Annotated in this window: 25 protein-coding genes; 14 read left to right on the plus strand and 11 right to left on the minus strand. The window is 68.1% G+C overall.

Annotation, left to right across the window (positions count from 1 at the left end; genetic code table 11):
- Positions 1-5: 5 nt before the first annotated feature.
- The 3 genes from sodC to napA all read right to left on the minus strand — a co-directional run bounded on the left by sodC (position 6) and on the right by napA (position 1,806).
- On the minus strand, positions 6-695 hold the full coding sequence (gene sodC, locus AC3EO7_RS15215) for a superoxide dismutase[Cu-Zn] (protein WP_431971208.1): 690 nt from the start codon (positions 693-695) through the stop codon (positions 6-8).
- Positions 696-821: 126 nt separating this feature from the next.
- Positions 822-1,403, minus strand: coding sequence for a LytR C-terminal domain-containing protein (locus tag AC3EO7_RS15220; protein WP_431971207.1), 582 nt, complete (start codon positions 1,401-1,403; stop codon positions 822-824).
- 58 nt (positions 1,404-1,461) lie between these two features.
- Positions 1,462-1,806, minus strand: coding sequence for a nucleoid-associated protein NapA (gene napA / locus AC3EO7_RS15225; protein WP_431971206.1), 345 nt, complete (start codon positions 1,804-1,806; stop codon positions 1,462-1,464).
- 290 nt (positions 1,807-2,096) lie between these two features.
- Between napA and AC3EO7_RS15230 the strand changes: the two genes are divergently transcribed.
- Genes AC3EO7_RS15230 through AC3EO7_RS15240 form a run of 3 tightly spaced genes read left to right on the plus strand, consistent with a single transcriptional unit; the run spans position 2,097 to position 4,513 of the window.
- Positions 2,097-2,687 carry a peptide deformylase gene (locus AC3EO7_RS15230; protein ID WP_435591512.1) on the plus strand — a complete coding sequence of 197 codons (591 nt, stop codon included), beginning with the start codon at positions 2,097-2,099 and terminating at the stop codon, positions 2,685-2,687.
- Entirely contained in the window at positions 2,677-3,654 is a 978-nt protein-coding gene (locus AC3EO7_RS15235; RefSeq protein ID WP_435591513.1) for an N-acetylglutamate synthase, CG3035 family, read from the plus strand. The genes AC3EO7_RS15230 and AC3EO7_RS15235 overlap by 11 nt, the downstream gene beginning before the upstream one ends.
- Positions 3,655-3,682: 28 nt before the next feature.
- On the plus strand, positions 3,683-4,513 hold the full coding sequence (locus AC3EO7_RS15240; RefSeq protein ID WP_435591514.1) for an exodeoxyribonuclease III: 831 nt from the start codon (positions 3,683-3,685) through the stop codon (positions 4,511-4,513).
- A gap of 65 nt (positions 4,514-4,578) precedes the next feature.
- Here AC3EO7_RS15240 and AC3EO7_RS15245 read toward each other — a convergent pair whose 3' ends face one another.
- From AC3EO7_RS15245 to AC3EO7_RS15255, 3 genes are all read right to left on the minus strand, one after another.
- Positions 4,579-4,860, minus strand: a complete 282-nt coding sequence (locus AC3EO7_RS15245; protein ID WP_435591515.1) for a hypothetical protein — start codon at positions 4,858-4,860, stop codon at positions 4,579-4,581.
- Between the two features lie 132 nt (positions 4,861-4,992).
- Positions 4,993-5,955: an oxygenase MpaB family protein gene (locus AC3EO7_RS15250; RefSeq protein ID WP_435591516.1), complete on the minus strand. Its 963-nt coding sequence runs from the start codon at positions 5,953-5,955 to the stop codon at positions 4,993-4,995.
- Positions 5,956-6,022: 67 nt separating this feature from the next.
- Positions 6,023-7,945, minus strand: a complete 1,923-nt coding sequence (locus AC3EO7_RS15255) for an acyl-CoA dehydrogenase family protein (RefSeq protein ID WP_431971200.1) — start codon at positions 7,943-7,945, stop codon at positions 6,023-6,025.
- A 150-nt stretch (positions 7,946-8,095) separates the two neighbouring features.
- On the opposite strand from AC3EO7_RS15255, the gene AC3EO7_RS15260 reads away from it, so the two are divergent.
- The 4 genes from AC3EO7_RS15260 to AC3EO7_RS15275 all read left to right on the plus strand — a co-directional run bounded on the left by AC3EO7_RS15260 (position 8,096) and on the right by AC3EO7_RS15275 (position 14,069).
- Positions 8,096-8,722: a TetR/AcrR family transcriptional regulator gene (locus AC3EO7_RS15260; protein ID WP_431971199.1), complete on the plus strand. Its 627-nt coding sequence runs from the start codon at positions 8,096-8,098 to the stop codon at positions 8,720-8,722.
- Between the two features lie 265 nt (positions 8,723-8,987).
- Complete coding sequence (locus tag AC3EO7_RS15265; protein ID WP_435591517.1) at positions 8,988-10,184, plus strand: homogentisate 1,2-dioxygenase; 1,197 nt, start codon at positions 8,988-8,990, stop codon at positions 10,182-10,184.
- Positions 10,185-10,198: 14 nt separating this feature from the next.
- Positions 10,199-11,398, plus strand: a complete 1,200-nt coding sequence (gene fahA, locus AC3EO7_RS15270; RefSeq protein ID WP_435591518.1) for a fumarylacetoacetase — start codon at positions 10,199-10,201, stop codon at positions 11,396-11,398.
- Between the two features lie 382 nt (positions 11,399-11,780).
- Entirely contained in the window at positions 11,781-14,069 is a 2,289-nt protein-coding gene (locus AC3EO7_RS15275; protein ID WP_435591519.1) for an MMPL family transporter, read from the plus strand.
- 12 nt (positions 14,070-14,081) lie between these two features.
- On the opposite strand, the gene AC3EO7_RS15280 is transcribed toward AC3EO7_RS15275, so the two are convergent.
- Positions 14,082-14,765, minus strand: a complete 684-nt coding sequence (locus AC3EO7_RS15280; RefSeq protein WP_435591520.1) for a TetR/AcrR family transcriptional regulator — start codon at positions 14,763-14,765, stop codon at positions 14,082-14,084.
- A 92-nt stretch (positions 14,766-14,857) separates the two neighbouring features.
- Between AC3EO7_RS15280 and AC3EO7_RS15285 the strand changes: the two genes are divergently transcribed.
- The 3 genes from AC3EO7_RS15285 (at position 14,858) to thiC (ending at position 18,704) form a co-directional block, all read left to right on the plus strand.
- Positions 14,858-16,252: a lipase family protein gene (locus AC3EO7_RS15285; RefSeq protein ID WP_431971194.1), complete on the plus strand. Its 1,395-nt coding sequence runs from the start codon at positions 14,858-14,860 to the stop codon at positions 16,250-16,252.
- A gap of 94 nt (positions 16,253-16,346) precedes the next feature.
- Positions 16,347-16,820, plus strand: a complete 474-nt coding sequence (locus AC3EO7_RS15290) for a VOC family protein (protein ID WP_431971193.1) — start codon at positions 16,347-16,349, stop codon at positions 16,818-16,820.
- Positions 16,821-17,060: 240 nt separating this feature from the next.
- Positions 17,061-18,704, plus strand: coding sequence for a phosphomethylpyrimidine synthase ThiC (thiC, locus tag AC3EO7_RS15295; protein WP_435591521.1), 1,644 nt, complete (start codon positions 17,061-17,063; stop codon positions 18,702-18,704).
- 166 nt (positions 18,705-18,870) lie between these two features.
- On the opposite strand, the gene AC3EO7_RS15300 is transcribed toward thiC, so the two are convergent.
- Positions 18,871-19,425, minus strand: coding sequence for a TetR family transcriptional regulator (locus tag AC3EO7_RS15300; protein WP_431971190.1), 555 nt, complete (start codon positions 19,423-19,425; stop codon positions 18,871-18,873).
- A gap of 39 nt (positions 19,426-19,464) precedes the next feature.
- On the opposite strand from AC3EO7_RS15300, the gene AC3EO7_RS15305 reads away from it, so the two are divergent.
- Together AC3EO7_RS15305 and AC3EO7_RS15310 are read left to right on the plus strand one after the other, a co-directional pair.
- A complete protein-coding gene (locus AC3EO7_RS15305; protein ID WP_435591522.1) occupies positions 19,465-20,703 on the plus strand; it encodes a KasA/KasB family beta-ketoacyl-ACP synthase in 1,239 nt (412 codons plus the stop codon).
- Between the two features lie 295 nt (positions 20,704-20,998).
- Positions 20,999-21,793, plus strand: coding sequence for a thioesterase family protein (locus AC3EO7_RS15310; protein ID WP_435591523.1), 795 nt, complete (start codon positions 20,999-21,001; stop codon positions 21,791-21,793).
- Between the two features lies 1 nt (position 21,794).
- Here the strand turns inward: AC3EO7_RS15310 and AC3EO7_RS15315 are convergent, their stop codons facing one another.
- Together AC3EO7_RS15315 and AC3EO7_RS15320 are read right to left on the minus strand one after the other, a co-directional pair.
- On the minus strand, positions 21,795-22,202 hold the full coding sequence (locus AC3EO7_RS15315) for a VOC family protein (RefSeq protein ID WP_435591524.1): 408 nt from the start codon (positions 22,200-22,202) through the stop codon (positions 21,795-21,797).
- A 216-nt stretch (positions 22,203-22,418) separates the two neighbouring features.
- Complete coding sequence (locus AC3EO7_RS15320) at positions 22,419-23,066, minus strand: TetR/AcrR family transcriptional regulator (protein WP_435591525.1); 648 nt, start codon at positions 23,064-23,066, stop codon at positions 22,419-22,421.
- A 90-nt stretch (positions 23,067-23,156) separates the two neighbouring features.
- Here AC3EO7_RS15320 and AC3EO7_RS15325 point away from each other — a divergent pair, with 90 nt between their 5' ends.
- Together AC3EO7_RS15325 and AC3EO7_RS15330 are read left to right on the plus strand one after the other, a co-directional pair.
- Positions 23,157-24,242, plus strand: a complete 1,086-nt coding sequence (locus tag AC3EO7_RS15325) for an epoxide hydrolase family protein (RefSeq protein ID WP_435591526.1) — start codon at positions 23,157-23,159, stop codon at positions 24,240-24,242.
- Between the two features lie 161 nt (positions 24,243-24,403).
- Positions 24,404-25,027, plus strand: coding sequence for an NAD(P)-dependent oxidoreductase (locus AC3EO7_RS15330; RefSeq protein WP_431971184.1), 624 nt, complete (start codon positions 24,404-24,406; stop codon positions 25,025-25,027).
- Between the two features lie 52 nt (positions 25,028-25,079).
- Here the strand turns inward: AC3EO7_RS15330 and AC3EO7_RS15335 are convergent, their stop codons facing one another.
- Positions 25,080-26,228, minus strand: a complete 1,149-nt coding sequence (locus tag AC3EO7_RS15335; RefSeq protein ID WP_435591527.1) for a GTP-binding protein — start codon at positions 26,226-26,228, stop codon at positions 25,080-25,082.
- Positions 26,229-26,255 lie beyond the last annotated feature (27 nt).

Here is a 26,255-nt window from a genome sequence, read left to right on the forward strand (position 1 = left end):
CTTGTCTACTGGACTACACCGCAGGCAACGCGGCCGCCCGCGTCGCCGGTCGCCAGTGTGTTGTCGTCCGGGCCTGCCACGCCGTCGGCACGGACGTAACGGTTGGGAATGTTGCCGAAGTTGTCGGCATCGGCGTGGATGATCAACGCGCGGTTCTTCAGATCGTCGAGGGTCACGGTGTCGGTCGTGGTGACCAGCTTGCCCTGGCCGTCCGAGCGGACCTGCAGCGAAGTCAGGTCGCCGCTGGCCGGGTGGGCGTTGGCGCTGCCTACCTGGAGGTGGCCGCCCGCCGAGAGGAAGTCACCGGCCGCGCCACCCGTGGGCGCCACCGAGTTGGCCTCGCACTTGCCGACCTGGTGGAAGTGCAGACCGTGGAAACCCGGCTTCAGGCCGTGCCCCTCGACGGTGATCACGAGGTGGTTGCCGTCCTTGGCGATGTTCGCGGTGGCGACCGAGCCGCCGGAGGCGTCCTTCAGCTCGACCTTGGTGCCGGGCTGGGTGGCCGGGCTGCCGTGCTCGGTCCCGGTCCCCTGGCCCTCTGCCGGGGCGGAGGAACCGGTCCAGACCGGCGGAGTCGTTCCCTTGACGTCACTCGACTCTTGACTGTTCGAGCAGGCAGCGAGGCCGAAGACCGCGACCGCAAGCACCGGGGTCACAGTCCGCCAGGACGGGCGACGAGTTGTGGACGGGGCCATCGGGGAACTCCTTTACGAGTACCGAGTTTACGAGTAAAGCTGGGTGGACACTGTCGTTACCGGACAAGATGATGCCACGACCGCCGTGTCGCGCCACGAAGGGGCCGCGCGCGTCGCACTCTTGTTTCAGTTACCCGTCAAAATGACGATGACACCCGCAGACCCGTCTCCGACTCCCGCCGACTTGGGCTCCGCGGTCGCGCCGAGATCCGCGGCGATCACCATCGCCGCCTCCCGCTCGCCAGCCGTATTCCCGTAGTACACAGTCGTTTTCGCGATGTTGCCACCCGCGTAGTTACCCGACGAGACGTTGGTCCAGCCCTTCGCCGACAAGTCGTTGGCGGTACGGGCGGCCAGACCGGCGACCAGGCTGTTGTTCAGAACGCGCACCGGCACGGCCCGATCGACCGTCCCCGCGGGCGCGCCCGCGGTCGTCGTCGGGGCGGCCGACGTGGTCGACGCCACGGTCGTCGTCGGGGCGCCCGTGGCCGACGCCACCGTGGTCGGCGCGGCCGTCGTCGCGGGCGCGGCCGAGGTGACCTGCTGGGCCGCGGTGGCCGACGACGACTCCTCGCCGTTCGTGGCGTCGGAATCGGAACTCGACAACGACATCGCGCCGAGACCTGCGAAAACGATGGCCAGCGCGATCAACACCATCGCCAGCGCGCGCAACGGCGGCCCGCCGGAGGTGGGATTGGTTTGACTCACGCTGTCGACCCTAGTCGCTCATCGGGCGCCGCTGCCTGCATCACGACCCGAAGACGTGTCATACCTGGAAACCGAGACGCCGTGCGGCTCTGGCCTTCTGCCTGCTCGCGCGAAGCCTGCGCAGCCGCTTCACCAGCATCGGATCGACGGCCAGCGCTTCCTGCCGGTCGACCACGGCGTTGAGCACCTGGTAGTACCGGGTCGGTGACATACCGAACAGTTCACGGATGGCCTCTTCCTTGGCGCCCGCGTACTTCCACCACTGCCGCTCGAAGGCCAGGATCTCGTGTTCGCGGCGGCTGAGGCCGCTGCCGTCGCCCTGCTCGGCCGAGGCCGCAGCGCCCGCCGTCGTCTCTTCGCTCGCGGAAGGGCTGTCCTGGATCCGAGCCGCTGCGCCGTCCATCTCGCTCCCTCGCCGAGTTACCACCAGACGAAAAATGGTGCTTGTACGTCGCGGATCATTCAACCACGCGCCAACAGGGATGCTCTCCCTTCGTCCCGGCGTGTTGACGACGCCCAGGTAGGCCTACCTCCGGCCGTGCGCAGGTAGGCGTACCTCCGCCTTCGCTCCGGCCATACGCAGCGCAATCCACGGGCTCCGTCCGGCAGCGCAAGGTGGCGTACCTCCTGCCTCCGCCCATGCAGGGCTATCGACGGACTCCGCGTTCGGCCGCGCAGGTAGGCTGCTTTCCCATGGCAATCCTCCCCATCGTGATCGTCGGTGACCCCGTGCTGCACAACCCGACCGAGCCGGTCACCAAATCACCGGAGGACTTGGCCCCGCTGATCTCGGACATGTACGAGACCCTGGACGCCGCCAACGGCGTCGGGCTCGCCGCCAACCAGGTCGGGGTGCCGCTACGCCTGTTCGTCTACGACTGCCCCGACGTCGGTGCCGACGGCACGGCCGTCCGGCGGCGCGGGGCGGTGATCAACCCCGTGCTGGAGACCTCCGAGATTCCGGAGACCATGCCGGACCCCGACGACGACGAAGAGGGCTGCCTCTCGGTGCCCGGCGAACAGTTCCCGACCGGCCGAGCCGACTGGGCGCGGGTCACCGGCACCGACGAGCACGGCGAGCCGGTGTCGATCGAGGGCAACGGCTTCTTCGCCCGCATGCTGCAGCACGAGGTGGGCCACCTCGACGGCTTCCTCTACGTGGACGTGCTGATCGGCCGCAACGCCCGCGCCGCGAAGAAGGCGATCAAGCGAAGTGGTTGGGGCACACCGGGTCTCAGCTGGGTACCGGGTACCGTTCCCGACCCCTTCGGGCATGACGACTGAGCCCGCCCCGGCGCAGATTCCGCTCGGCCGCCGGGTGGTGATGCGCTACGAACTGCCCGCCGGATATCCCCAACCGCTGACCGACGTGATCGGCGAACTGGTTTCGCTGGATCCGCCGACGGTGCGCGGCACCGACGGTCGAGTGATCTCGGTGTCGCCCGACCGGGTGGTCGCGCTGAAAGCCATCGGGCCGAGGCCGATTCGGACCAGGGAGATCAGGGCGCTGGAGGCGGCCGCGGCGGACGCGTGGCCAGGAATCGAGACCGCCTGGCTCGACGGCTGGCTGCTGCGCGCCGGGCACGGCTACACCAATCGCGCCAATGCCGCTGTGCCGCTGGGAGAATCCGGACGACCCGCCGAACTCTCCAGCGACACCCTGCACCGCATCGGCGAGTGGTACACCGCGCACGGTCTGCCGCTGCAACTGCTGCTGCCCGATCGGCTCGCACCGGTGCCGCCCGGCTGGCGCACCTGGAACGAAACCCTCGTGCTCGGCATCGACATCACCAATTTCGTACTGCCGCAAGGCCCGCCGATGGTGCGGATCGCGCAACGTCCTGACGAGGCGTGGCTCAGCCTCCATCGCTATCGCGGCGAAGACCCTGCGGCGCAGCATGTTCCGGAGCCGTCGACCGAGGTGCTGACCGCCGTGCACGAGGGCGAGCTCGGTTTCGCCTCGCTCGGACTGCCGAGCCCCATCGCCATAGGACGGGGCGCGTGCACCACCGCGCCGGACGGGCGCCGCTGGATCGGGCTCACCTGCGTCGCGGTGGCCGCCGAACATCGCAGGCACGGCCTGGCCACGCTCGTGTGCGCCGAACTGATCCGCTGGGGGCACGAGCGCGGGGCCACTCACGCCTACGTCCAGGTGTCGGCCGACAACGCGAGCGCGCTCGAGCTCTATCGCGGCCTCGGTTTCCTGGACCACCACGGCTATCGCTACGCCGCTCCGCACGGCGGAGAATAGACCCCGACGGCAGAAGGAAGGCATTTTCGTGCGTCTGGCGACCTGGAACGTCAATTCGATCCGCTCCCGTCTCGACCGGGTGGCGGCCTGGCTGGACCGCCAGGACATCGACGTGCTCGCCATGCAGGAAACCAAGTGCCGCGACGACCAGTTCCCGTTCGAACGCTTCGAGGAGCTCGGCTACGAGGTCGCCCATCTGGGCATCAACCAGTGGAACGGCGTCGCGATCGCGTCCAGGGTCGGCCTGGAGGACGTCGCGCTCGGCTTTCCCGATCAGCCCGGTTTCGACAAGGACGCGGGCGAATCCCTCATCAGCACACCGGTCGTCGAATCGCGCGCGCTCGGCGCGACCTGCGGCGGCGTGCGGGTCTGGAGCCTGTATGTGCCGAACGGCCGCGCCCTCACCGACCCGCACTACGCCTACAAACTCGAATGGCTGGAGACGCTGCGCGACAACGCCGCCGCCTGGCTGACCGAGGACCCGCAGGCCAAGATAGCGCTGGTCGGCGACTGGAACATCGCGCCGACCGACGACGATGTGTGGTCGCCCGCGTTCTTCGAGGGCAAGACGCACACCTCCCAGCCCGAGCGCGACGCCTTCACCGCCGTCGTGGACACCGGCTTCGCCGACGTCATGCGGCCCTTCGCCCCTGGTCCCGGCGTCTACACCTACTGGGACTACACCCAGCTGCGCTTCCCGCGCAAAGAAGGCATGCGCATCGATTTCATCCTCGCCTCCCCCGCCCTCGCCGCCGCCACCACGGACGCGGGCGTCGACCGCGAGGAACGAAAAGGCAAGGGCGCCAGCGATCATGCCCCGGTCATCGCCGAATTCGACATTCCCGTAGAGCGCCGCTGACGGCGGCGGCCGCACGCCGATCCGTGGATCGACGCGCGGCCGCCGAGTTGTTCAGCCCGTTGCGATCAGGGCAGCACCTGCGGCACCACGTCCGGCGCGACAGCGCCCACGATAGCGCCGATGACCGCACCGCCGATGGCGCCGGTGATCGCGCCGAGCGGCACCGAGAGGAGCGCGCCGACGCCGAAGGCGAGGATGCCGGGCAGGCCCGTGATGGCGCCGACCACCGCGCCGACGCCCGCACCCGCGGCGGCGCCGTTCTGGATCGGGTCGGAGTTCTGCGCCGCGGGGTTGGTGGCGATCGGCTCGGCGGCGGCCGCAAACGCGACGCCCGACCCCCATGGCAAATGATCTCCCCCAGGCGAATCGAACGTCTACAAACGTGATTCGAACGCCACAAGTCGTACCGGACCGCCACCGCCGAGATCAAGTGTCGTGTCTGCCATCACATTTCGTGAGCGAGCGGGCAGGGTCCTGCCTCAGCCCGCCGACGCCTTGCCGCGCGCGGCGCGACCGTAGCGTGCGCGGGCCTGTTGCGGGGTGACCGTGACCGGGTGCTGCGGCACCCCGGCGGCGAGGTGTTCGCGGTAGAGGCGCGCGGTCATCGGGCCGAGGAAGCTGCCGAGCACGGCGAGCTTCGCCCGCTCGTTGCCGAGCACCTTGATCGCGGCGCGCATCGGCAGCCGGTAGGCCGCGTCGACGAGGGCGGGTTGATCGAAACCGCCGGTCGACCGCATCCAGCCGGGCAGCGTGGCGATCGCGGCCGGTGCGACCAGCCGGCTGCCCGCCCATAGCTTGAAGCCGCGGTCGCGCGGGGTGTGCAGCAGGTAGTGCATGCCGCGGTGCGCGCGTTCGGAAGTGCACAGCGTCGGCCGGACCGCGGCGAAGTACTCGCGGACCTCCGCGCGCGAGGAAGGCACGTCGGCGGGCTTGCAGGTCTGCAACTCCGCGGCGATCACGCATTCGGCCCAGTAGCGCCGCTCCTCCTCCGGAGTGAGCGGGCCAGGTCCGTAGACCTCGTAGCACTTGAGCACCGAATGCCAGCCGGTGACGTGGATCCACAACTGCGACGCGGGATTGTTTGCGCTGTAACGCTTTCCGGTGATCGGCTGGATGCCCCTCGCCTGCGCGTGCACCGCCATCAGGTGCTCGGACGCCTCGATGGCCATCCGGCTGTCGGCGACGGCCGCGATGAGGAAGTAGGCGAAGGTGTGGTCGAGCCTGCCGGTCGGATCCTTGTAGATGCCCTCGACATCGGCGACCGCCGCGGTCAGCGCCGGATCGAAGTGCTCGAGGACCACCGAGCGCTGGAAGCCGATGACCGCGGTCGGCGCGGTCCACACCTTCCAGGTCGGCGAATCGGGTCCGAAGAATCCGTAGTCGACCTCCCGGATGGTCCGGGCAGGCGCGCCGAATTGCGGACGCGTTGCGGTAGCGGTCATCGTCTGCTCCCTTGCATGCGATGTTCCGGGCTTGCCGGAGATTCCTTCATGACGGTGGTGATCGGGCCTACGGGTTCATGACGTAGCCGCCCGCGTGCGCGCGAGCCTCGGCGAGCACCTTGTCGAAACGGGCGGCATCGGTCGCCGGGCGGCGCACCAGATCCAGCGCCCTCGCCTGCTGCGCCTTGGTCGCGTTCGGCTTGCTGTGCAGAGCGAGCGCGTTCTTGGCGAACTCCCGCACGAAGACGTCGAAGAGCTGGTCGAGCACGGCGGCGTCGGTCCCCTCGATCGCGGCCTGTTCGAGAATCAGCTGCGCGTACGGGATCGCCGTGAACAGCTCACCGATCGCGAACAGGAAGTCCACGTCGCGCTGTTGCTCGGCGGTAGGCGCGGCGGCGGCGAGCAGCGTCTGGAAAGCGAGCGCCTGCTCCAGGAAAATCGCCACGTTCGGCACGTGCGCGTACTTCTCGAACACCGGGCGCCAGTCGGCGAACCGGATGCGGCCCAGACCAGCGCTCGGACCCTGCCGGAACAGGAATTCGTCGTCGGCGGCGTCGCGGCGGATCGGCACCTCGGGGTACCACGCGGCCGCCAGTTCCGCGCGCAGCTTGGGCACCGCCGCGCCCGCTCGCGGGGCGAGCCTGCGGCTCGACCAGCTCAGCGCCGAGGACACCGCCCGCACCGCGCCCTTGGGCGCCGCAGCTGCGCCGGGCAGGACGCGCAGTGCGGCAAGACCGGCATCGGACGGATGGAACATGTAGTTGGCCAGGAACTTCAGCGACAGCGCCATGTTCACGTGCACCGTGCCCTCCAGGCGCGGCAGCCCGAACAGGCCGAGCATGGCCATCGGGAAGTACATGTCGTTCTCGAAGCCGCGGGCGGCGATCACGTCGGCCAGATCCTCGATGATGCGCTGCCCCTGCCGTGTCACGGTCATCTTCTCGATCGCGTTGAACAGCAGGTAGCGCCGGTCTTCCTGGGACGCGGAGCGCAGGTAGTCGATGGCGCGCTCGCTGTAGAGCTTCATGCCGATCAGCCGCGCGTAGGAGTCGGTCAGCAGCGAGCGCACTTGCGGAAACTCGGTCACCCTGTGCCCGAACAGGATTCGGTTCTCCGCGTGCGTGATCGACTCGTAGAAGGCGTGTTCGCAGGCGCCGACGGCGCCGAAGCCGAGGTTGAACTTGCCCACGTTGACGGTGTTCATCGCGGCGTGGAAGGCAGCCTCGCCCCGGTGCAGGATGTCCTCCTCGGCCACCGGATAGTTCTCCAGATCGAAAGCGGCCACGTACATCTGACTGTCGACCACATTGCGGCGCAGCTTGTAGTTCTTGTGCTTGCTGTCCGCGACGAAGAAGAGATACCCCTCGTAATCCTCCTGCGCCGGTTTGGCATTCAGCGCCTGCGCGCTGTCGATGATCGGCTTGTCCGAGCGACGGCCGAACACCGAGACCATGCCAGCCAGGTTTCCGTTGCCGATGTAGTGCTTGCCGCCGTTCGCGGTGAAACCGCCGCCACGCTTGGGCTTCAGCACCATGTCGGTGGAGTACACGTCGGCGCCGTGCTCCTTCTCCGACAGGCCGAACGCGAAGATGCTGCCGGAGTCGAGCAGCGCCGCGGCGCGCTGCTTGGCGGCCTTGTTGTCGCTCTGCCAGATCGGGCCGAGCCCCAGGATGGTTACCTGCCAGACGTACCAGTAGGACATGCCGTAGAAGCCGAGGATCTTGCTCATCATCGCGATCCGGCCGGTATCCCAGCGCTTGTTCGGATCGCCGTTGGCCTCGGCCGCCGGGGTGAGGAAGGTCGCGAAGACCCGCTCGCGCTTGACGAAGTCGAGGAAGTCGGAATACCAGACGCGGTCGCGGTCGTCCCGCTTCAGCGCCGCCTTGCCGCGCGCCTCGAACCACTCGACGGTCGCGCGCAGCAGTCGCCGAGTCTCGGCATCGAACTCGGCGAACTCGCAGGTCTTCGGGTTGAACAGGGTTTCGGTCATCGGTGGCTCCTCGGCCGTGCGGACGGCGCCCGGCATCCGACCGGGCCACTTCATTCACGAATGTAGCATTATTATTCATCAGTGAAGGAAACCCGGCAAGGGTCGCCCGACCTGGGAGAACCGGAGGAGGTCGCTGCTATGTTGGTGCCCATGGGTACCGAGCAAGCCGTACGACCGCGTCAGCGGGCGCGGCACCTCGGACCGCAACGCCGCCGCCCGCAGGTGCTCGACACGGCACTGGCCATCGCCGTCGAGCACGGCGTCGCGTCGGTGACCATCGCCGCCGTCGCCGAGCGGATGAACGTCACCAGGCCGGTGATCTACGCCTGCTTCGCCGACCGCGTCGAACTCATCCAGGAACTGATCCGCCGCGAAGAGGGCCACCTCATCGAGGGGTTGCTCGAGGCCACCCCGCGCCGCGCGGTCGACGCGGGCGAGACCGTCTTCGTGGAGGGCTTCCAGACGCTGCTGGAGATCGCCGCGGCCCGGCCGGACTCGTGGCGGCTGCTCTACGGCAATCCCGATCCCGCCGTGGCGGATTCGTTCGGCCGCGGCCGCAAGCTCGCGGTCGAGCGGTGCACCGAACTGCTGCGTCCCACGCTGCGCGCGTGGGGCACCGAGGACGCCGAACGGAAGCTGCCGATCCTGGTGGAACAGTGGGTCTCGGCCGGCGAGGGCGCGGTGCGTTCGCTACTGGCCGACGAGGGCGACTGGACGCCGCAGACGCTCGGCGCGTTCGTCGGCGCGGCGGTCTATCGCGCGCTGCGCCAGGCCTGACTCGCCGTTCGAACGAAATCCGCCGATACCGCAGTGAGGCACGCCCGATTGCCGCCGGATGCGGTCCGCCCGAAGCCCACGCGGTCAGAGTCGGTCCGACATTTCTCCTGCAATCTCGATCGACCGTCGGCGAGATACCGACGAACAGGCCGATAAGTCGGCAGATTTGCTTCCGTACGGGGCGCGTTTCCCGATCGCCGCAGGCGTCGGCTCACTACGATGGAGATCGACTGATCCGACCAGCGATCTGGCGGGAGGTGCGAGCATGGCGTTCTATCGGCAGGTCGGTGCGGTGCCGCCGAAGCGGCACACCCAGCACCGCGACGAGCACGGCAGGCTCTACTACGAGGAGCTGATGGGCGAGGAAGGCTTCTCCGGCGATTCCGCTTTGCTCTATCACCGCGGCCTACCGCCCGCCATCGTCGACGCCACGGTCTGGGAGCTGCCGGACCAGACGACGACGCCGAACCACCCACTGCGCCACCGGCATCTGCGCCTGCACGATCTGTTTCCCGGCGACGTCGCGGCCGAAACCGATCCGGTGACCGGCAGGCGGCTGCTGCTCGGCAACGCCGACGTGCGGATCTCCTACGTCGCGGCCAAAGGCGCCTCGCCCTTGTACCGCAACGCGATCGGCGACGAACTGGTGTACGTGGAGGCGGGCGAGGCCACCGTCGAGACCGTCTTCGGCACGCTGCCCGTCCGCCAGGGCGACCAGGTCCTCATCCCGCGCGCCACCACCCACCGCTGGTTGCCCGCCGGTCCGGAACCGCTGCGCGCGTACGCGATCGAGGCCGCGAGCCACATCACGCCGCCCAAGCGCTACCTGTCGAAATTCGGTCAGCTGCTGGAGAATTCACCGTACTGCGAGCGAGACCTGCACGGCCCGGCCGGTCCGCTGCTCGAATCCGATACCGACGTCGAGGTACTGGTGAAGCATCGGGCGAGCGGCCGCATGGTCGGCACTCGCATGATCTACGCGACGCACCCGTTCGACGTGGTCGGCTGGGACGGGTGCCTCTACCCGCTCACGTTCAACATCGCCGACTTCGAGCCGATCACCGGGCGCGTGCACCAGCCGCCGCCCGTGCACCAGGCGTTCGAGGGGATCAATTTCGTGGTGTGCAATTTCGTGCCGCGTAAGGTCGACTACCACCCGCTGTCGATCCCGGTGCCGTACTACCACTCCAACGTCGACTCCGACGAGATCATGTTCTACTGCGGCGGAAATTACGAGGCGCGCAAGGGTTCCGGAATCACGCAAGGCTCGGTGTCGGTGCATCCCGGCGGCTACGCGCACGGACCGCAGCCCGGCGCCTACGAGCGCAGCATCGGCATCGAATTCTTCGACGAACTGGCCGTCATGGTGGACACCTTCCGCCCGCTCGAACTCGGCGAGGGCGCGCTGGCCTGCGAGGATCCCGCCTACGCGTGGACGTGGTCCGGCCGGGGTCCGCAGTGAGGACGCGCCTCGAAGTGCCGGACGATTCGCCGTTCGGCTCGGACAACCTGCCTTACGGGGTGTTCGCGCCGCGCGGCGGCGGACATCGGGTCGGTGTGCGATTCGGCGAACATGTCGTCGATCTCGCTCTGGCGCTGGATGATTCGGCCTTCGCCGCTGCGGACCTGAATCCCTTCCTGGCGCAGGGGCCCGCACGTTGGCGCGAGGTGCGCGAGCGGGTGCGCGAACTGGTCGACTCCGAGATCCCCGCCGAGGCCGTGCATTCCCTCGCGGACGTGTCGACGGCGCTGCCGATCCGCGTCGGCGACTACGTCGACTTCTACGCGAGCATCGACCACGCCACCAACCTCGGACGCCTCTTCCGCCCGGATGCCGAACCGCTGCTGCCGAATTGGCGGCACCTGCCCGTCGGCTACCACGGCAGGGCCGGAACCGTGGTGGTCTCCGGCACCGATGTCGTCCGCCCGCACGGCCAGCGCAGAACCGATTCGGGCGCACCGGATTTCGGCCCTGCACGACGGCTGGACATCGAAGCCGAACTCGGCTTCGTCCTCGGCGTCGGTTCCGAACTCGGCAGGCCGATCGACATCACCGAAGCCGAGAACCATCTGTTCGGCGTGGCACTGGTCAACGACTGGTCCGCCCGCGACATTCAAGCCTGGGAGTACCAGCCACTCGGACCGTTCCTCGGCAAATCGTTCGCGACCTCACTGTCGGCCTGGGTGACGCCGCTGGCGGCCCTCGACTCGGCGCGGATAGCGCTACCGGAACAGTCCCCACCACCGCTGCCCTACCTCACCGCCGATCAGCCGTGGGGGCTGGACATCGACCTGACCGTGCGCTGGAACGGCCACACCGTCGCCCACCCGCCGTACGGACGCATGTACTGGTCACCCGCGCAGATGCTCGCGCATTTGACCGCCAACGGCGCAGCGACTCGCACCGGCGATCTGTTCGCCTCGGGCACCATTTCCGGCCCGGAGGCCGGGCAACGCGGGTCGTTCATCGAATTGTCTTGGGGAGGAAAGGAACCCGTTGAGGTGGGAGAGGAGTTGCGGACGTTTCTGGAGGACGGTGACGAGGTGGTGATCACGGCGTCGGCTCCTGCGGCGGGGGGTGCCCGCATCGGGCTTGGTGAGGTGCGCGGGCGGATTCTGCCTGCGCGCGATCGGTCCCTCGCGGGATTGCACGAGGCATCGAGTCCCGCCTCATAGTTCGAGTCGAGTTTTGTGTGGCGCTTGCTTGTGGATTGCGGTCGCAGTATTCGTAGTTCGCAGCGAGTGCGCCCGCCCAGCGGTTGGGTAGCAGCATGGCTAGGTTTCGAGTCGCGCGCGCGTTTGGTCGACTGTGCGCGTCGCTCACCGTTCGCAGCGGATCCGCCTACCCAGGTCTTCGCTTGCCGGGCTGGGTCTTTGTGCGGGCTCGCGCCCGCCCACCACCGACCTCGCGACGGAAGATAGCCCAGCAGCACAGAACGTGACGCCACACACTTTCGGCCCAAGACGTGGCCAGCATCACCACCCCCGCCGATTCAGTTGGATCGACCCACCGGTTTACCGTTCGGGTGAATCACCCATCGGACGGGAGCCCGCGGCAATGTTGACCACCCTCGCACGGTTCGCCGTCGCGCGCCCGCGCGTCGTTCTCGGCCTCGCGCTGCTGCTCATGCTGCTGTGCGGCCTGTTCGGGGCGACCGCGCAGTCGCACATGAAGTCCGGCGGGTTCGTCACTCGGGACCTGGAGTCGGTCGAGGCCGCCGACTTCATCGCCGACCATTTCACCGGCGGGGACCCGAACTACATCCTGCTCATCACCGCCGAGGACGGGGTCGACAGCGCGGCGGCGAAGGCGGCAGCGCAGCGAGCGACCGACCAGCTGCGCACTTATCCCGAGGTCAGCGGCATCCAGTCGTACTGGTCGGCGCGGCCGGACCTGGCGCAGGCGCTGCGCGGCAGGGACGGGCACAGCGGGATCGTCGTGGCCAGTATCGAGGGCGACGACGGTGAGCTCAGCGAGCGCGCCGCGAAGATCAGCGAGACGGTGCAGACCAGCGGCGATGGCGTCACCGTTCGCGCGGGCGGGCTGGCCGCCGTTTTCGCGGACATGAACTCCCAGATCAGCGAGGACCTGATCGTCGCGGAGGCCATCGCGGTGCCGCTGACCGGGCTCTTGCTGATCCTGGTGTTCGGCAGTGTGGTCGCCGCCGCGCTGCCGATCGCGATCGGCCTGTTCGCCATCGCCGCCGCGCTCGGCATTCTTCGGGCGCTGACGGCGGTCACCGACGTCTCGATGTACGCGCTGAACATGACCACCGCGCTCGGTCTCGCACTGGCCATCGACTACAGCCTGTTCATCGTCAGCCGATACCGGGAGGAGCTGGCCCGCGGCCTGGATTCCGGCGCGGCCGTGGTGCGCTCGATCCAGACCGCAGGCCGCACCGTGGTGTATTCGGCTCTTGTGGTCGCGCTTTCGCTGGCGGCGCTCGCCGTGTTCCCGCAGTACTTCTTCAAGTCGTTCGCCTATGCGGGGATGGCGGTGGTCGCGGCGGCGGCAGGCGCCGCGGTCATCGTGCTGCCCGCGATTCTGGTGCTGGTCGGCGAGCGGGTGAACGCGCTGGACCTGCGGGTCCCGCTGCGCCGCATGCTCGGTCGGCCCACGCCCGCGGAGCAGGCGCCGGAGCGCAGCCTGTGGTACCGGTGGGTCGTCGGCGTGATGAAGCGCGCCGCTCCGGTCGCGGTGATCACGACCATCGCGCTGCTGCTGCTCGGATCACCTTTCCTGTCCGCGCATTTCGGCTACCCGGATGATCGCGCGCTGACGCAGTCCGCGCCGAGCCGCCAGGTCGGCGACGCGCTGCGCAGCGACTTCTCCGCCGATCTCGGCGCGAGCGCCTACGCGGTGCTGCCCGGATTCCACGGCGGCCAGGCCGAGCTCGGGGCATACGCCGCGGCGCTGTCCAAGGTGGCCGACGTGCCTGCGGTGCTGTCGAGCGAAGGCGTCTACGTCAACGGACTGCGCGCGGCCGCAGCACCGCCCGGAATGTCCGGCGCGGAGGGCGCTTTCCTGTCCATCGGGACCCGCCTCGATCCGTACTCGACGGACGGCAAGGATCAGCTCGCCCAGTTCCGGGCGATCCCCGCGCCCGGCGACGTGCTCTTCGGCGGCGCCGCCGCGCTGAACCAGGATTCGGTCTCCGCGATCGCGGACCGGCTCCCGCTCGCCGCCGCGCTCATCGCCGTCACCACCTTGATCCTGCTGTTCCTCTTCACCGGCAGTCTGCTGCTTCCGGTGAAAGCCCTTCTGCTCAACATTCTTTCGCTGGCCGCGACCTTCGGCGCGATGGTGTGGATATTCCAGGACGGGCACCTGTCCGGCCCGCTCGGCTTCACCCCGACCGGAAAGCTCGACCTCGCGATGCCGATCCTGATGTTCAGCCTCGCGTTCGGCGCGTCGATGGACTACGAGGTGTTCCTGCTCTCCCGAATCAGGGAGGAGTGGCTGGCGGGCGAGAAGACCGCGGCGGGCAACACCCACGCCGTCGCCATGGGCTTGGCCAGGACCGGCCGGATCTTCACCGCCGCCGCATTGTTGATGAGCATCGTCTTTCTCGCGCTCGCCAGTTCCGGTGTCGCGGCCATGAAACTGTTCGGCATCGGGTGCGCGCTCGCGGTGCTCAGCGATGCCACGGTGATCCGCGCGCTGCTCGCACCCGCGCTGATGCGGGTGATGGGTACCGCCAACTGGTGGGCGCCGAAACCCCTTGCGGCGCTGCACAGGCGCTTCGGTCTGTCCGAGGAATCAGAGGTTCCGACGCCGCGAGACACGGGCGTCACCCCGGCGACCGGGGCCGAAGCCGATCCGGTACCCGCCGCGGTTCGCGAATAGCACCGCAGGGGATTACGACTGCATGCCGCGTCCGACGTAGACCACGCCGACGAATTCGGTCAGGTCGTCGATCAACGTCTGCACATCGTCGCGCGCGCCCCCGTCGTCGTGATGGTGCAGCCAATCGGCGACCAGCTCGAACATGCCGCCGATGGTGGCCAGAGCGAGGGCCAGCCGCCTGCGCTGAGCCCGCTCGTCCGCCGCGGGACCCGCCGACCACTCACCGTCCAGGAACGCCGCCGCCCAACGCCGGTTGCCGCGGCGCTGCTTCTCCACCGCCGGTGAAATACCGCCCGCCTCACCGAAAGTCACCTTCGCCAGGCGCGGGTCGTCGGCGATCGCGTGCACGAACGCGCCGATGACCGCCGCGGCGCGCTGCGACCAGTCGCGTCCCGCCACCTCCGCCGCCACCTCGGCCACGCGTTGCTGGATCTGCGCCGTGATCAGCTCGAGTAGTGCGACGTAGCAGGCTTCCTTGCTGTCGAAGTGATCGTAGAACCCCTTCGTGCCGACGTAGGCGCGCTGACAGATCTGTTCTATCGAAGTACCCGAAAAGCTCTGTTCGGCAAACAGTTCGGTCGCGGCCTCCAGCAGTTGACTGCGACGCTGCGCGCTGCGCTGCTCGGCGTCGAGGCCGCGAATCCGGCGCCGGGCCGGAGCCGGGCCGGGCCGCGCGGCGGGTGTGCTGCGGGTCATCTCACGACGATAGCCGGAGTGGTTTCAGAAAGAAGTCTTGTTGGCAATCGGAACCCGTGCTGTAATCGCTGTACCGATGAGGAGGGACCGAGATGTCGGTGATCGAAGGCGATTCGGCCGGAAGGCGCCCCACGTTCGTGCGCGCCGTCGTCGCCGCGGTGATCGTTACCGTTGGCGTCGCGCTGGCGGTCGGTGGGTCGCTCTCCGTCGCGGTGGCTATGCCACTGCCGCAACATGATTCGTTCTACGAGCCGCCGCAGGACTTCGCGAGCGCCGAGCCCGGGACCGTCCTCCGCTCCCGCGAGGTGCGACTCGCCGTGCTCACGCTGCTGCCGTTGAACGTGCGTTCCTGGCAGTTGCTGTATCGCACGACCGACCTGTTCGACGAACCCGCCGTCGCGGTCACGACCGTGGTACTTCCGGCGGGCGCGGACCCGACCCGCTCGCGCCCGCTGGTGTCGCTCCAGTTCTACTACGACAGCGCAAGCCCTTCCTGCGCACCGTCGTACGTGTTGCGGCAGGGTGCGGGACTGCCCGGCGTCGAGGGCATCCATTCCAACAGCGAGCTGATCGCGCTGGCCGCACTGATCAGCCAGGGCTGGGCCGTGTCGATTCCGGACTACGAAGGCCCGTCCGGTCATCTCGCGGTCGCCAAGGAACCCGGGTACATGACGCTCGACGGGATCAGGGCCGCACAACGATTCGAGCCGATTGGCCTGGACGGTGCGAATACGCCGGTGGCCCTTTGGGGTTACTCCGGCGGCGGAATGGCCACCGGGTGGGCCGCCGAGATGCAGCCGAGCTACGCCCCGGAGCTGAACCTGAAGGGCGCGGCGCTGGGTGCGCCCGTCTCGGATGTCGAATCGTTGCTGCACGTCAACGGATCCATGTTCGCCAGTCTGATCGGCATCGGAATCGCCTCGCTGTCCAACGCCTATCCGAGCTTCCACGAGGTGACCTACCGGCATCTCACGCCCGAGGGCCGTGCGCTGCTCGACCGCACCAACGCGCAGTGCCTACCGCGCAACGCGCTCACCCAGATGTTCGTCGATTACCAACGGCTGCTGACGATTCCGATTGCCGACTACCTGGCGCTGCCGGAGATCCGCGAGGTGTTCGATGCGACGGTGCTGGGTGGCAACACCCCGACCACACCGATCCACCTGTACCAAGGCGTCTTCGACGAAGCGGTGCCGGTGTGGACCAACGACTCTCTCGCCCAACGGTATTGCGCGAACGGCGCCTCCGTCGTCTACAAACGCGACCACCTCAGCGAGCATCTGACGCTGCCGTCGCTCGGCATGGCCGACACCTTCGACTGGCTGAAGGAGAGGCTGGCGCCGAACGCGCCGGACCAGGTCGGCTGCCGGACCGACAATGTGGTCTCCATGCTCGCCGACGTCGACGCGCTGCTGAGTCAGCTCGAGATCAATCTGAACGCCGGCTTCGGCGCACTCGGGTTCCCGATCGGTCCCAGCGAACGCTGATCCAGGCCGCACATTTCCTTCTGGATGGTGCGATGAATTCGGCCGGACTGGGAAGTCTGCACAGGCGAGGAACGACCCACGTCAGGAGATGGCCATGCAGAAGATCGTCACGAACCTCTGGTACGACACCCAGGCCGAGGAGGCGGCGAAGTTCTACTGTTCGCTCTTCCCGGACTCCAAGATCACCGACATCCAGTACTACGGCGAGGCGGGGCCGCGCGAGGCCGGACTCGCCATGGTCGTCGACTTCGAACTGAACGGTCAGAAGTTCACCGCCATCAACGGCGGCGGCGAGTACCACTACACGCACGCCATGTCGCTGCTGGTCAACTGCGAAAGCCAGGTCGAGGTCGACCGCCTGTGGCTCGCGCTGCTCGCCGACGGCGGCCAGGAGATCGAGTGTGGCTGGCTCAACGACAGGTACGGCATCCCGTGGCAGATCTGGCCGGTGCAGGCCAACGAGCTGATGAAGGGCGATCCCGCCGCCGTCGCGCGCGCCACCAAGGCCATGTTGGGCATGAAGAAGATCGACGTGCAGGCCATGCGGGACGCCTACGAGGCGGTCTGACCACCGCATTTCACCTCCCCGAATCCCCGCGCGGTGAGGCGCTGGGCTACGTGGACGCGCGCGGGTTCGGGTCATCGCCGGGCGTGTCCGCGCGGCGGGCGGGTATGGTCGACCGGGAAATTTCACATCGCCAACGGGGGCTCGCACCAGCGGGCTGAGAGGACGGCTAGCCCAAGAGGGCGGTAAGGGCCGTCGACCGTATGAACCTGACCGGGTAATGCCGGCGTAGGGAGGAGAAGCATGGCCACCGCCAACGGCGCCGCCGCGCCCGTCGACACCGTGACCACCGGCCCCATCGAGGGCAGCGTCAAGCACTACCAGGAAGTCGACGACCTGCGCATTCCGGTGCGTCGGATCAATCTCACCAACGGTGAAACCTTCGACGTCTACGACACCTCGGGCCCGTACACCGACGACAACGCGGCCATCGACCTCGAGGCCGGGCTGCCCAAGCTGCGCGACACCTGGGCCAAGCCGCAGGTGGACGGCCCGCCCACCCAGCTGGCGTGGGCGCGGCAGGGAATCGTCACCCCGGAGATGCGGTTCATCGCCGGACGCGAGGGCGTCGAGCCCGAGCTGGTGCGCGAGGAGGTCGCGGCCGGGCGCGCGGTGATCCCGGCCAACCACAAGCACCCGGAGCTGGAGCCGACGATCATCGGCAAGAAGTTCCTGGTGAAGATCAACGCCAATATCGGCAACTCCGCGGTGTCCTCCTCCATCGCCGAGGAGGTGGAGAAGATGGTGTGGGCCACCCGCTGGGGCGCGGACACCATCATGGACCTGTCCACCGGCAAGAACATCCACGAGACCCGCGAGTGGATCCTGCGCAACTCCCCGGTCCCGGTCGGCACCGTGCCGATCTACCAGGCGCTGGAGAAGGTGAACGGCGATCCGACCCAGCTCACCTGGGAGATCTACCGCGACACTGTCATCGAACAGTGCGAGCAGGGCGTGGACTACATGACCGTGCACGCGGGCGTGCTGCTGCGCTACATCCCGTTGACCGCCAAGCGGGTCACCGGCATCGTCTCGCGCGGCGGCTCCATCATGGCCGCGTGGTGTCTTGCCCACCATCGCGAGTCGTTCCTGTACACCCACTTCGAGGAACTCTGCGAGATCCTGGCGAAGTACGACGTGACCTTCTCCCTCGGCGACGGCCTGCGTCCCGGCTCCATCGCGGATGCCAACGACGAGGCCCAGTTCGCCGAGCTGCGCACCCTGGGCGAGCTGACGAAGATCGCGAAATCCCATGGCGTGCAGGTGATGATCGAAGGCCCCGGACACGTGCCGATGCACAAGATCGTGGAGAACGTGCGGCTCGAGGAGGAGCTGTGCGAGGAGGCGCCGTTCTACACCCTCGGCCCGCTGGCCACCGACATCGCGCCCGCCTACGACCACATCACCTCGGCCATCGGCGCCGCGATCATCGCCCAGGCGGGCACGGCCATGCTCTGCTACGTCACACCCAAGGAACACCTCGGCCTGCCCAACCGCGACGACGTCAAGGTCGGCGTGATCACCTACAAGATCGCCGCGCACGCCGCCGACCTCGCCAAGGGTCACCCGCACGCTCAGCAGCGCGACAACGAATTGTCCAAGGCCCGTTTCGAATTCCGCTGGCGCGACCAGTTCGCCCTCTCGCTCGACCCCGACACCGCACGGGAGTACCACGACGAGACCCTGCCTGCGGAACCCGCCAAGACCGCCCACTTCTGCTCCATGTGCGGCCCGAAGTTCTGCTCCATGCGCATCTCCGCCGACGTGCGCGAATACGCGGAGAAGAACAACCTCACCGACGTGGAGGCCATCGAAGCAGGCATGGCGGAGAAATCCGCCGAGTTCGCCGACCACGGGAAACAGGTTTACCTGCCGGTGGTTTCGTAGTTCCTTCTCGGTTGCGCCCGTCCCGACCTCGCCGGTCTGGGCGGGCGTTTGCCGTTGTGGGCGCGACCCTGCGCCAGTCCAACGTCACACGCTTGCCGTTCGCCCTACATAGGCGGTGCCTATGCGAGGGGTGCACGCGCTGTGTGGGAACGCCGGAACAGCGAACCTAGCGCACGGTGCTCTCGATCAGACGGTGCGCGGCCTTGTCGGTCCGGCTGACGTCTCCCGTGATGATGCGATCTTGAAGTATGCCGCGTAAGCCTGAAACCAGGAGAGTCGCAATAACTTCCGCGTCATCTACGTTGAACCTGCGCAACCCGTCGGCGAGCGCGGCGACGAAGGTGCCGATGGCGTCGGTGGCATAGTCGGCGTAGGGGCCGTTGGAGGCGCAGGCCGCGCCGAGCACTTGGAGCATCACCTTGACGCTGGTCGCGCCGGCGCCGGTGGTGTTGGCGCGCCAGAAATCCCACAGGCGGGCGCGCAGGGCGGGGGCGTCGGCGATGTCGGCGAACAGGGCTCTGATGTTCGGGCGCTGGGTGGCCAGGGCTTGGACCAGCAGTTCTTCCTTGGTGTCGAAGTAGTAGATGAGCATGCGCGAGCTGGTGCCGAGTTCGGCGGCGAGCGGGCGCAGCGAGAGTTCGGCGAGGCCGTGCGCGGCGATGTAGTCGACGACGCCGGAGAGGAGTTCGGCGCGTTTGGCGTGGTCGAGTGGGCGGGCCATGAGTTGACTGTAGCGAGTGCTACAGGTATTCATGACATCGTGACTGTAACACTCGCTTCAGAAACTGCGGACTCCGTCGTCGTCACCGCCTACGCGGCCACCACTTCGCTCGCCGACGACATGGATACGACCTGGTCGGAGCTGTTGCGAGGACAGACGGGCATCGGCGTGCTCGACGACGATTTCGTCGCCGAGTACGACCTGCCGGTCCGCATCGGAGGCAAGCTGAAGGCGCATCCGTCCGCGCAGCTGAGCAGGATCGAGCAGCGCAGGCACTCCTACGTCGAGCAGTTGGCCTTGGTCCTCGGCAGGCGGGTCTGGCAGGCCGCGGGCGCACCGGAGGTCGAGGGTGAGCGGCTGGCGGTGGCCATCGGCACCGGCCTCGGCGGCGGCGACGCACTGATCGATGCCGTCGACGCCATGCGCGCGGGCGGCTACCGAAAGGTGTCTCCGATGTCGGTGCCGATGGTGATGCCGAACGGTCCCGCCGCCACGGTCGGTCTCGAAATCGGCGCCAAGGCAGGCATTTTCGCGCCCGTATCGGCGTGCTCCTCGGAGGCCGTCGCGCACGCGTGGCGGCTGATCCGTTCCGGCGAGGCCGACGTGGTGGTCACCGGCGGCGTCGAGGGGCACATCCACGCCGTGCCGATCGCGAGCTTCGCGATGATGCGCGCCATGAGCACCCGCAACGAGGAACCCGAACGCGCCTCGCGCCCCTTCGACCGGGATCGCGACGGGTTCATCTTCGGCGAAGCGGGCGCGCTCATGGTGCTGGAGTCCGAGCGGCACGCCAGGGCGCGCGGCGCCGAGATCCACGCGCGGGTGCTAGGCGCGGGCATCACCTCCGACGCCTTCCACATCGTCGCCTCCGACCCGGAGGGCATCGGCGCGGCCCGCGCCATGCGCAAGGCCATCGAGACGGCCGGACTGAACGCTTCCGACATCGCCCACGTCAACGCGCACGCCACCTCGACACCGATCGGCGACGTCTCGGAAGCCAACGCCATCGCCGCCGTCACCCCGCACGCCTCGGTCTACGCACCGAAATCCGCGCTCGGGCATTCCATCGGCGCGGTCGGTGCGCTCGAATCCATCCTGACGATGCTCACCCTGCGCGACCAGGTCGTCCCGCCCACCCTCAACCTCGACAACCAGGCTCCCGACATCGATCTCGACATCGTCGCGGGCGCGCCCCGACGGCAGCGGATCGACTACGCGGTGAACAACTCCTTCGGCTTCGGCGGCCACAACGTCGCGCTGACCTTCGGCCGCGCCTGACCCCCTGCCCAGGACAGAACTCGCCCCACCCGCGCCCACAGAGCTGCCGGCTCTGTGCGGCACGCACGGGATGTCGCACGGGCCGCGACTCGAGCGTCGCGCCGCCGAGCGCGGTATACGGCAGACCCGACCACTCGGCCTGCGTGGCAGAATCGTTAACCGGACGAACTATTCGATGACCGGCAGCGGCGCCGGTCCGAGGGACGGACGACAACGTGAGCGAGCGTCAGCGAGCGAACCATCGACACAGTGTGCTGTCACGCACGACGCAGCCGAGCGTCAGCGAGGCGGAGTCGTGAGTGACGCCTTCTACCTCCCGGATCCGGACGACCCGCAGCGGTTTCTCTCGACCGAACTCACGCGCGGGCCGTGGTCGCCCGACGCGCAGCACGCGGGCCCGCCGTCGGCGCTGCTCGGCCACGTCATCGAGCGGTGCGAGCCGCGCGAGGGATTCCAGATCGGGCGGGTCGCGGTGGAGATCCTGGGACCCGTGCCGCTGGAGCCGCTGATCGCCGAGGCCCGCGTCACCCGGCCGGGGCGCAGTGTGGAGTTGCTGGAGGCGACGCTGTCCACCGAGCGCGGTCCGGTGATGAAGGCCAATGCGTGGCGATTCAAGCTGGCCGAACCCGAGCTGTCGCTGCCCGAGAAGATCCACCCGACGGGCGTGCGTCCCGGTCCGGAGCACGCGCCCGCTCCCGCTCCCTTCCCCGCCGCGCACGAGGTCGGCTTCCACACCGCCATCGAATACCGTTTCGTCACCGGCGCTTTCGAAGAACCCGGGCCCGCGATCTGCTGGATCCGCCTGAAGTATCCGATCGTCGCAGGCACCGATCCGAGTCCGCTGGAGAGGACGCTGGCCGCCGCCGATTCGGGCAACGGCGTGAGCTCGGTGCTCGACTGGTCGCGCTACTTGTTCATCAACACCGATCTCACCGTCACCCTGCACCGCCAGCCGGTGGGCGAATGGGTCTGCCTCGACGCGGTCACCTATCCCCAGCCGCACGGCATCGGCCTGGCCGAGTCGGCGCTGTTCGACGAGAAGGGCCCGCTCGGGCGCAGCACCCAGACGCTCTACCTCGGCACTCGGTGAGTTAGGCCCGAGTCGAGATCTGCTGGATTGCCCAGCCGTTGCCGTCGGGGTCCGCGAAGAAGACGAACCCGACGTTGTCGAGTGGGTCCGGCATTGTCGTCGGGCTCTCACCGAGCACCTGGATCTCGCCGACCTCCACACCGCGCTCGACCAATTCGGCGCGCGCCTTGTGGAGGTCGGGGACAACCAGCTGCAAGCCCTGCAACGAACCGGGCGTCATCGAGGGCACCGCACCTTTGCCGATCACGATCGAGCAGCCGGAACCCGGCGGAGTGAGCTGCACGATGCGGATGTCGTCACCGATCTCGGTGTCGTGGTCGACGGTGAAGCCCAACTGCCGCGCGTAGAAGTCCTTGGCCCGGTCGATGTCCGAGACCGGAACCACGACCACCTCGAGCGTCCAATTCATGGCGAACCCCCTTTGCGTCCGACGAATGCTTCGTTCCTACCAGCCCGCCGGGCGCCGCGCCGCATTCCGACACGCGGCCGCCATCGCTTGGTGAGCGAGCGTCGATCGATTGCTCTGGTGCGGCAATGTTTTGTCAACCACCGTAGGCATGCCACGGACGGTGGTGTGCCTGGCACTCGTGCCGCAGCTGCCACAGACGGAGTCGCGGGCGCGCATTCAAACGCGCGGCTGCCAGCGCCAAGCGAATTCACCCGGCTCCGGCGGCGGCCCCGGCAGGTCACCCTCCGCCTCGAGACCCGCGACGAGCAGCGCCAGCGTCCGCCTGCGCAGCTCGGCGGTGCGTTCCGCGTCCGGCATGGCGATCGCCGAGCAAGCCTCCAGGATCAGCCCCAGGTCCTGCGGATTCACTTCCGCCCGTAGCCGCCCGGAGGCGTGCGCGCGACGGATCAATTCGGCGTTGACCTCGCCCGAGTGCAGCACGTCGGGCCACATCGCGTCGTCGGGTGTGAAGGTGCCCGCCAGGTGCACGGTCAACGAGTGCACGTCGGCGTCGACCACCCGCTCTAGGAACCCGACCAGCCCGCGCCAGCCGTCCGAATCCTCCAGTGCCGCATCCGCTTCCGCGTTGTAGCGGCGCAGCCCTTCGTGGCAGAGGGTGCGCAGCAGCACTTCCTTGCTCGGATAGCGGCGGTACAGCGCGCTGATGCCGACGCCCGCGCGCTCGGCGACGGCGGCGATCGGGGCGTTGGCGTCGGCGAGGAACACGGCTCGCGCCGCGTCCAGAATCAGCCCGTCGTTGCGGGCGGCCTGCGCCTTGCGGCCGGGCAGGCCCTTGCGAGCTGGGACTTCTTGCGTCTTCGGCATGACTTCAGCCTAGCACTTGAAACGGAATGATCCGTTCTGTTACTGTTTGAACAGAACGAAGCATTCCGTTTCAAAAACGAGGAGCATCCGATGGTCGCCATCACCCCCTTCCGCATCGACATCCCGCAGGCCGAGCTCGACGATCTCCAGTCGAGGCTGGCCCGCACCCGGTGGGCCGATCAGATCCCCGGCTCCGGCGATGCCTATGGCGTGAGCGTCGATCGCGTCCGCCACCTGGTCGACTACTGGCGCACCGGCTTCGACTGGCGCGCGATCGAGGCGAAGCTCAACGCCCACCCTCAGTTCACCACCGAGATCGACGGCCAGACCGTGCACTTCCTGCACGTGAAATCGTCTCGGGACAACGCCTTCCCGCTGATCCTCAGCCACGGCTGGCCGGGCACCTTCGTCGAGTTCCTCGACATCATCGAGCCGCTCTCCGCCGCGGGCTTCGACCTGGTGATCCCGTCCGTCCCGGGGTACGGATTCTCCGGCCCGACAAAGGAATCCGGCTGGGACAACGCCCGGATCGCCAAGGCGTGGGCGGAGCTGATGAGCAGGCTCGGGTACTCCCGCTACGGCGCGGTCGGCAACGACGGCGGTGCGCAGATCTCCGCGGAGGTCGGCCGGATCGATCCCGAACACGTTGCGGGCGTGCATGTCTCGCAGGTGTACTCGTTCCCGTCCGGCGATCCGGCCGAGCTGACCGATCTGACCGAGGGGGAGCAGCAGTCGCTGGCGACGCTGGAGTGGTTCGCGCAGAACAAGATGAGCTTCAACATCCTCCAGGCGCAGCAGCCCCAGACCTTGGCGCACGCGATCACGGATTCGCCGACCGGGCTCGTCGGCTGGAACGCCCAGCTGCTCGGCCCCGAGCTGGACGACGAATTCGTGCTCACCAACATCGCGATCCACTGGTTCACCGGCACCGCGGGCACGGCGATCCGGCAGTACTTCGAGAACGCCAAGGCGCAGCATCCGTCCGAGCCGACCACCGTGCCGTTGGGGCTCTGCGGCTCCACCGGCGATTTCCACGGCATCCGCCGCTTCGCCGAGCGCGACCACAAGGCCATCGCGTCCTGGCGGACCCACGAGGTGGCGACCCACTACCTGCACCACTCGGCGCCCGAGTTGATCGCGGGTGAGATCAGCTCGTTCTTCGCGACGTACCGGTAACCCCGCACCCCGAAACGGTGCACATCCGTCCCGGATGTGCACCGGGGGCGTGTGGACGTTCGCTTATGTCATCGAGAGTCACGGCCATGGTTCGTCTCGCTTCGCGTTGATGTACTGGATTCACCAACGGCACACCAGCTTTCACCGCAAGGGAGAACACCATGAAAATCGCAGTCTTCGGAGCCACCGGCAGCGTCGGCCGCCTGGTCGTCGAGCAGGCGCTCGAGCAGGGCCACGAGGTCACCGCCTTCACCCGCAACGCGGCGGGCGTCACCCAGCGACACCCGCGCCTGCGCGTGGTGGAGGGCGACGTCTTCGACACGCACCAGGCCGAGCGGGCGGTCGCCGGTCAGGACGCGGTGCTGATCGCGCTCGGCGACGGCCGCAAGGGCCTGGTGCGCTACGCCGGAACCAAGTCGGTCGTGGAGGCGATGCACCGGACCGGGGTGAAGCGGCTGATCTGCCAGAGCACCCTCGGCGTCGGCGACAGCCGCGACAACCTCAACTTCCTGTGGAAGCACGTGTTCTTCGGCATGCTGCTGCGCCGCGCCTACAACGACCACGTCGAGCAGGAGGCGTACGTGCGGGCCAGCGACCTGGACTGGACCATCGTGCGGCCGAGCGCGTTCACCGACGGCCCGCGCACCGGCAGCTACCGCCGCGCTTTCCCGGGCTCCGAGCGCGGCCTCACGCTCAAGATCGCACGGGCCGACATCGCCGAATTCCTGCTCGAACAGCTCACCGATTCGACTTATCTGCGCCGGACGCCAGGCATCTCGCACTGATGCCGCGCATCGAAAGCGATCGACGGCAGTTCAGCGGCGCGGCCACCACGATTCAGGCGTGCTCGTGCAGCTCGCCCCACGCCGGGAACGGGTCGTCGAAATCTGCCCAGACCTCCGGTCCCGCAGTGAATTCGGCGTCGGTGAGCAATGCGGCGTCCAAGAGTGCGCGCACCCGGTCGCCGTCCAGCTTCACGCCGATGAAGACGATCTCCTGTCCCGCGGGCACTTCCAGCGAGGACCACCACGCGGCGGGCTCGAAGGTCAGGTTCGGTCCGGCCTGCGACCAGATCGCCGCCAGACTCGCCCTGCTGGCGATCCAGCAGAATCCCTTGCTGCGCAGAATGGCTCGCAGCTGGTCGAGAGCCGATGCCAATCGACCCGGATGGAACGGACGTTCGGCGGTGTAGGTGATGCTGCGGATGCCGTACTCCTCCGTCTCCGGAACATGGCCGCCCGCAAGCTCTTCCGCCCAACCTGCCGTCTCGGACGCGACCACCGGGTTGTACCGTCCGGTGCCGAGCACCTCGCCCAGCTCGACCACGCCGCGCTCGATGCGCAGCACGCGAGCGCGCGGATTCAGCCGTCGCACCGTGGCTTCCACCGTCCCCGCGGCGTTCGCGCTCACCAGGTCGGTCTTGTTGATCAACAGCACGTCGGCGAATTCCACCTGGTCGACCAGCAGATCGGCGATACTGCGCTCGTCACCCTCGCCCGCCTCCAGATTCCGTTCCGCCAGCGCCTGGCCGCGGACCAGCTCGCCGAGGAAGGTCGAGGCGTCCACGACCGTCACCATGGTGTCCAGCCTCGCGATGTCGCCGAGTGTGAAGCCGTCCTCGAATTCCCAGTCGAAGGTCGCCGCCACCGGCATCGGCTCGGAGATCCCCGTCGATTCGATGACCAGCTGATCGAAGCGCCCCTCCCTGGCCAGCCTGCCCACCGCCTCGATGAGGTCCTCGCGCAGCGTGCAGCAGATGCAGCCGTTGGTGAGCTCGACCAGCTTCTCCTCGGTGCGGTCCAGGTGCCCCTGGCCCGCCACCAGGGCCGCGTCGATGTTCACCTCGCTCATGTCGTTGACGATGACCGCGACCCGGCGGCCCTCGCGGTTGGCCAGGATGTGGTTGAGCAGCGTCGTCTTGCCCGCCCCGAGGAAACCGGACAGCACGGTGACGGGCAGCAGATCGGAGCGCGTGGAAGTGGTCACGGATTAATGGTAATGGTTTTCATTTGC

This window comes from Nocardia sp. bgisy118, from assembly GCF_057708605.1.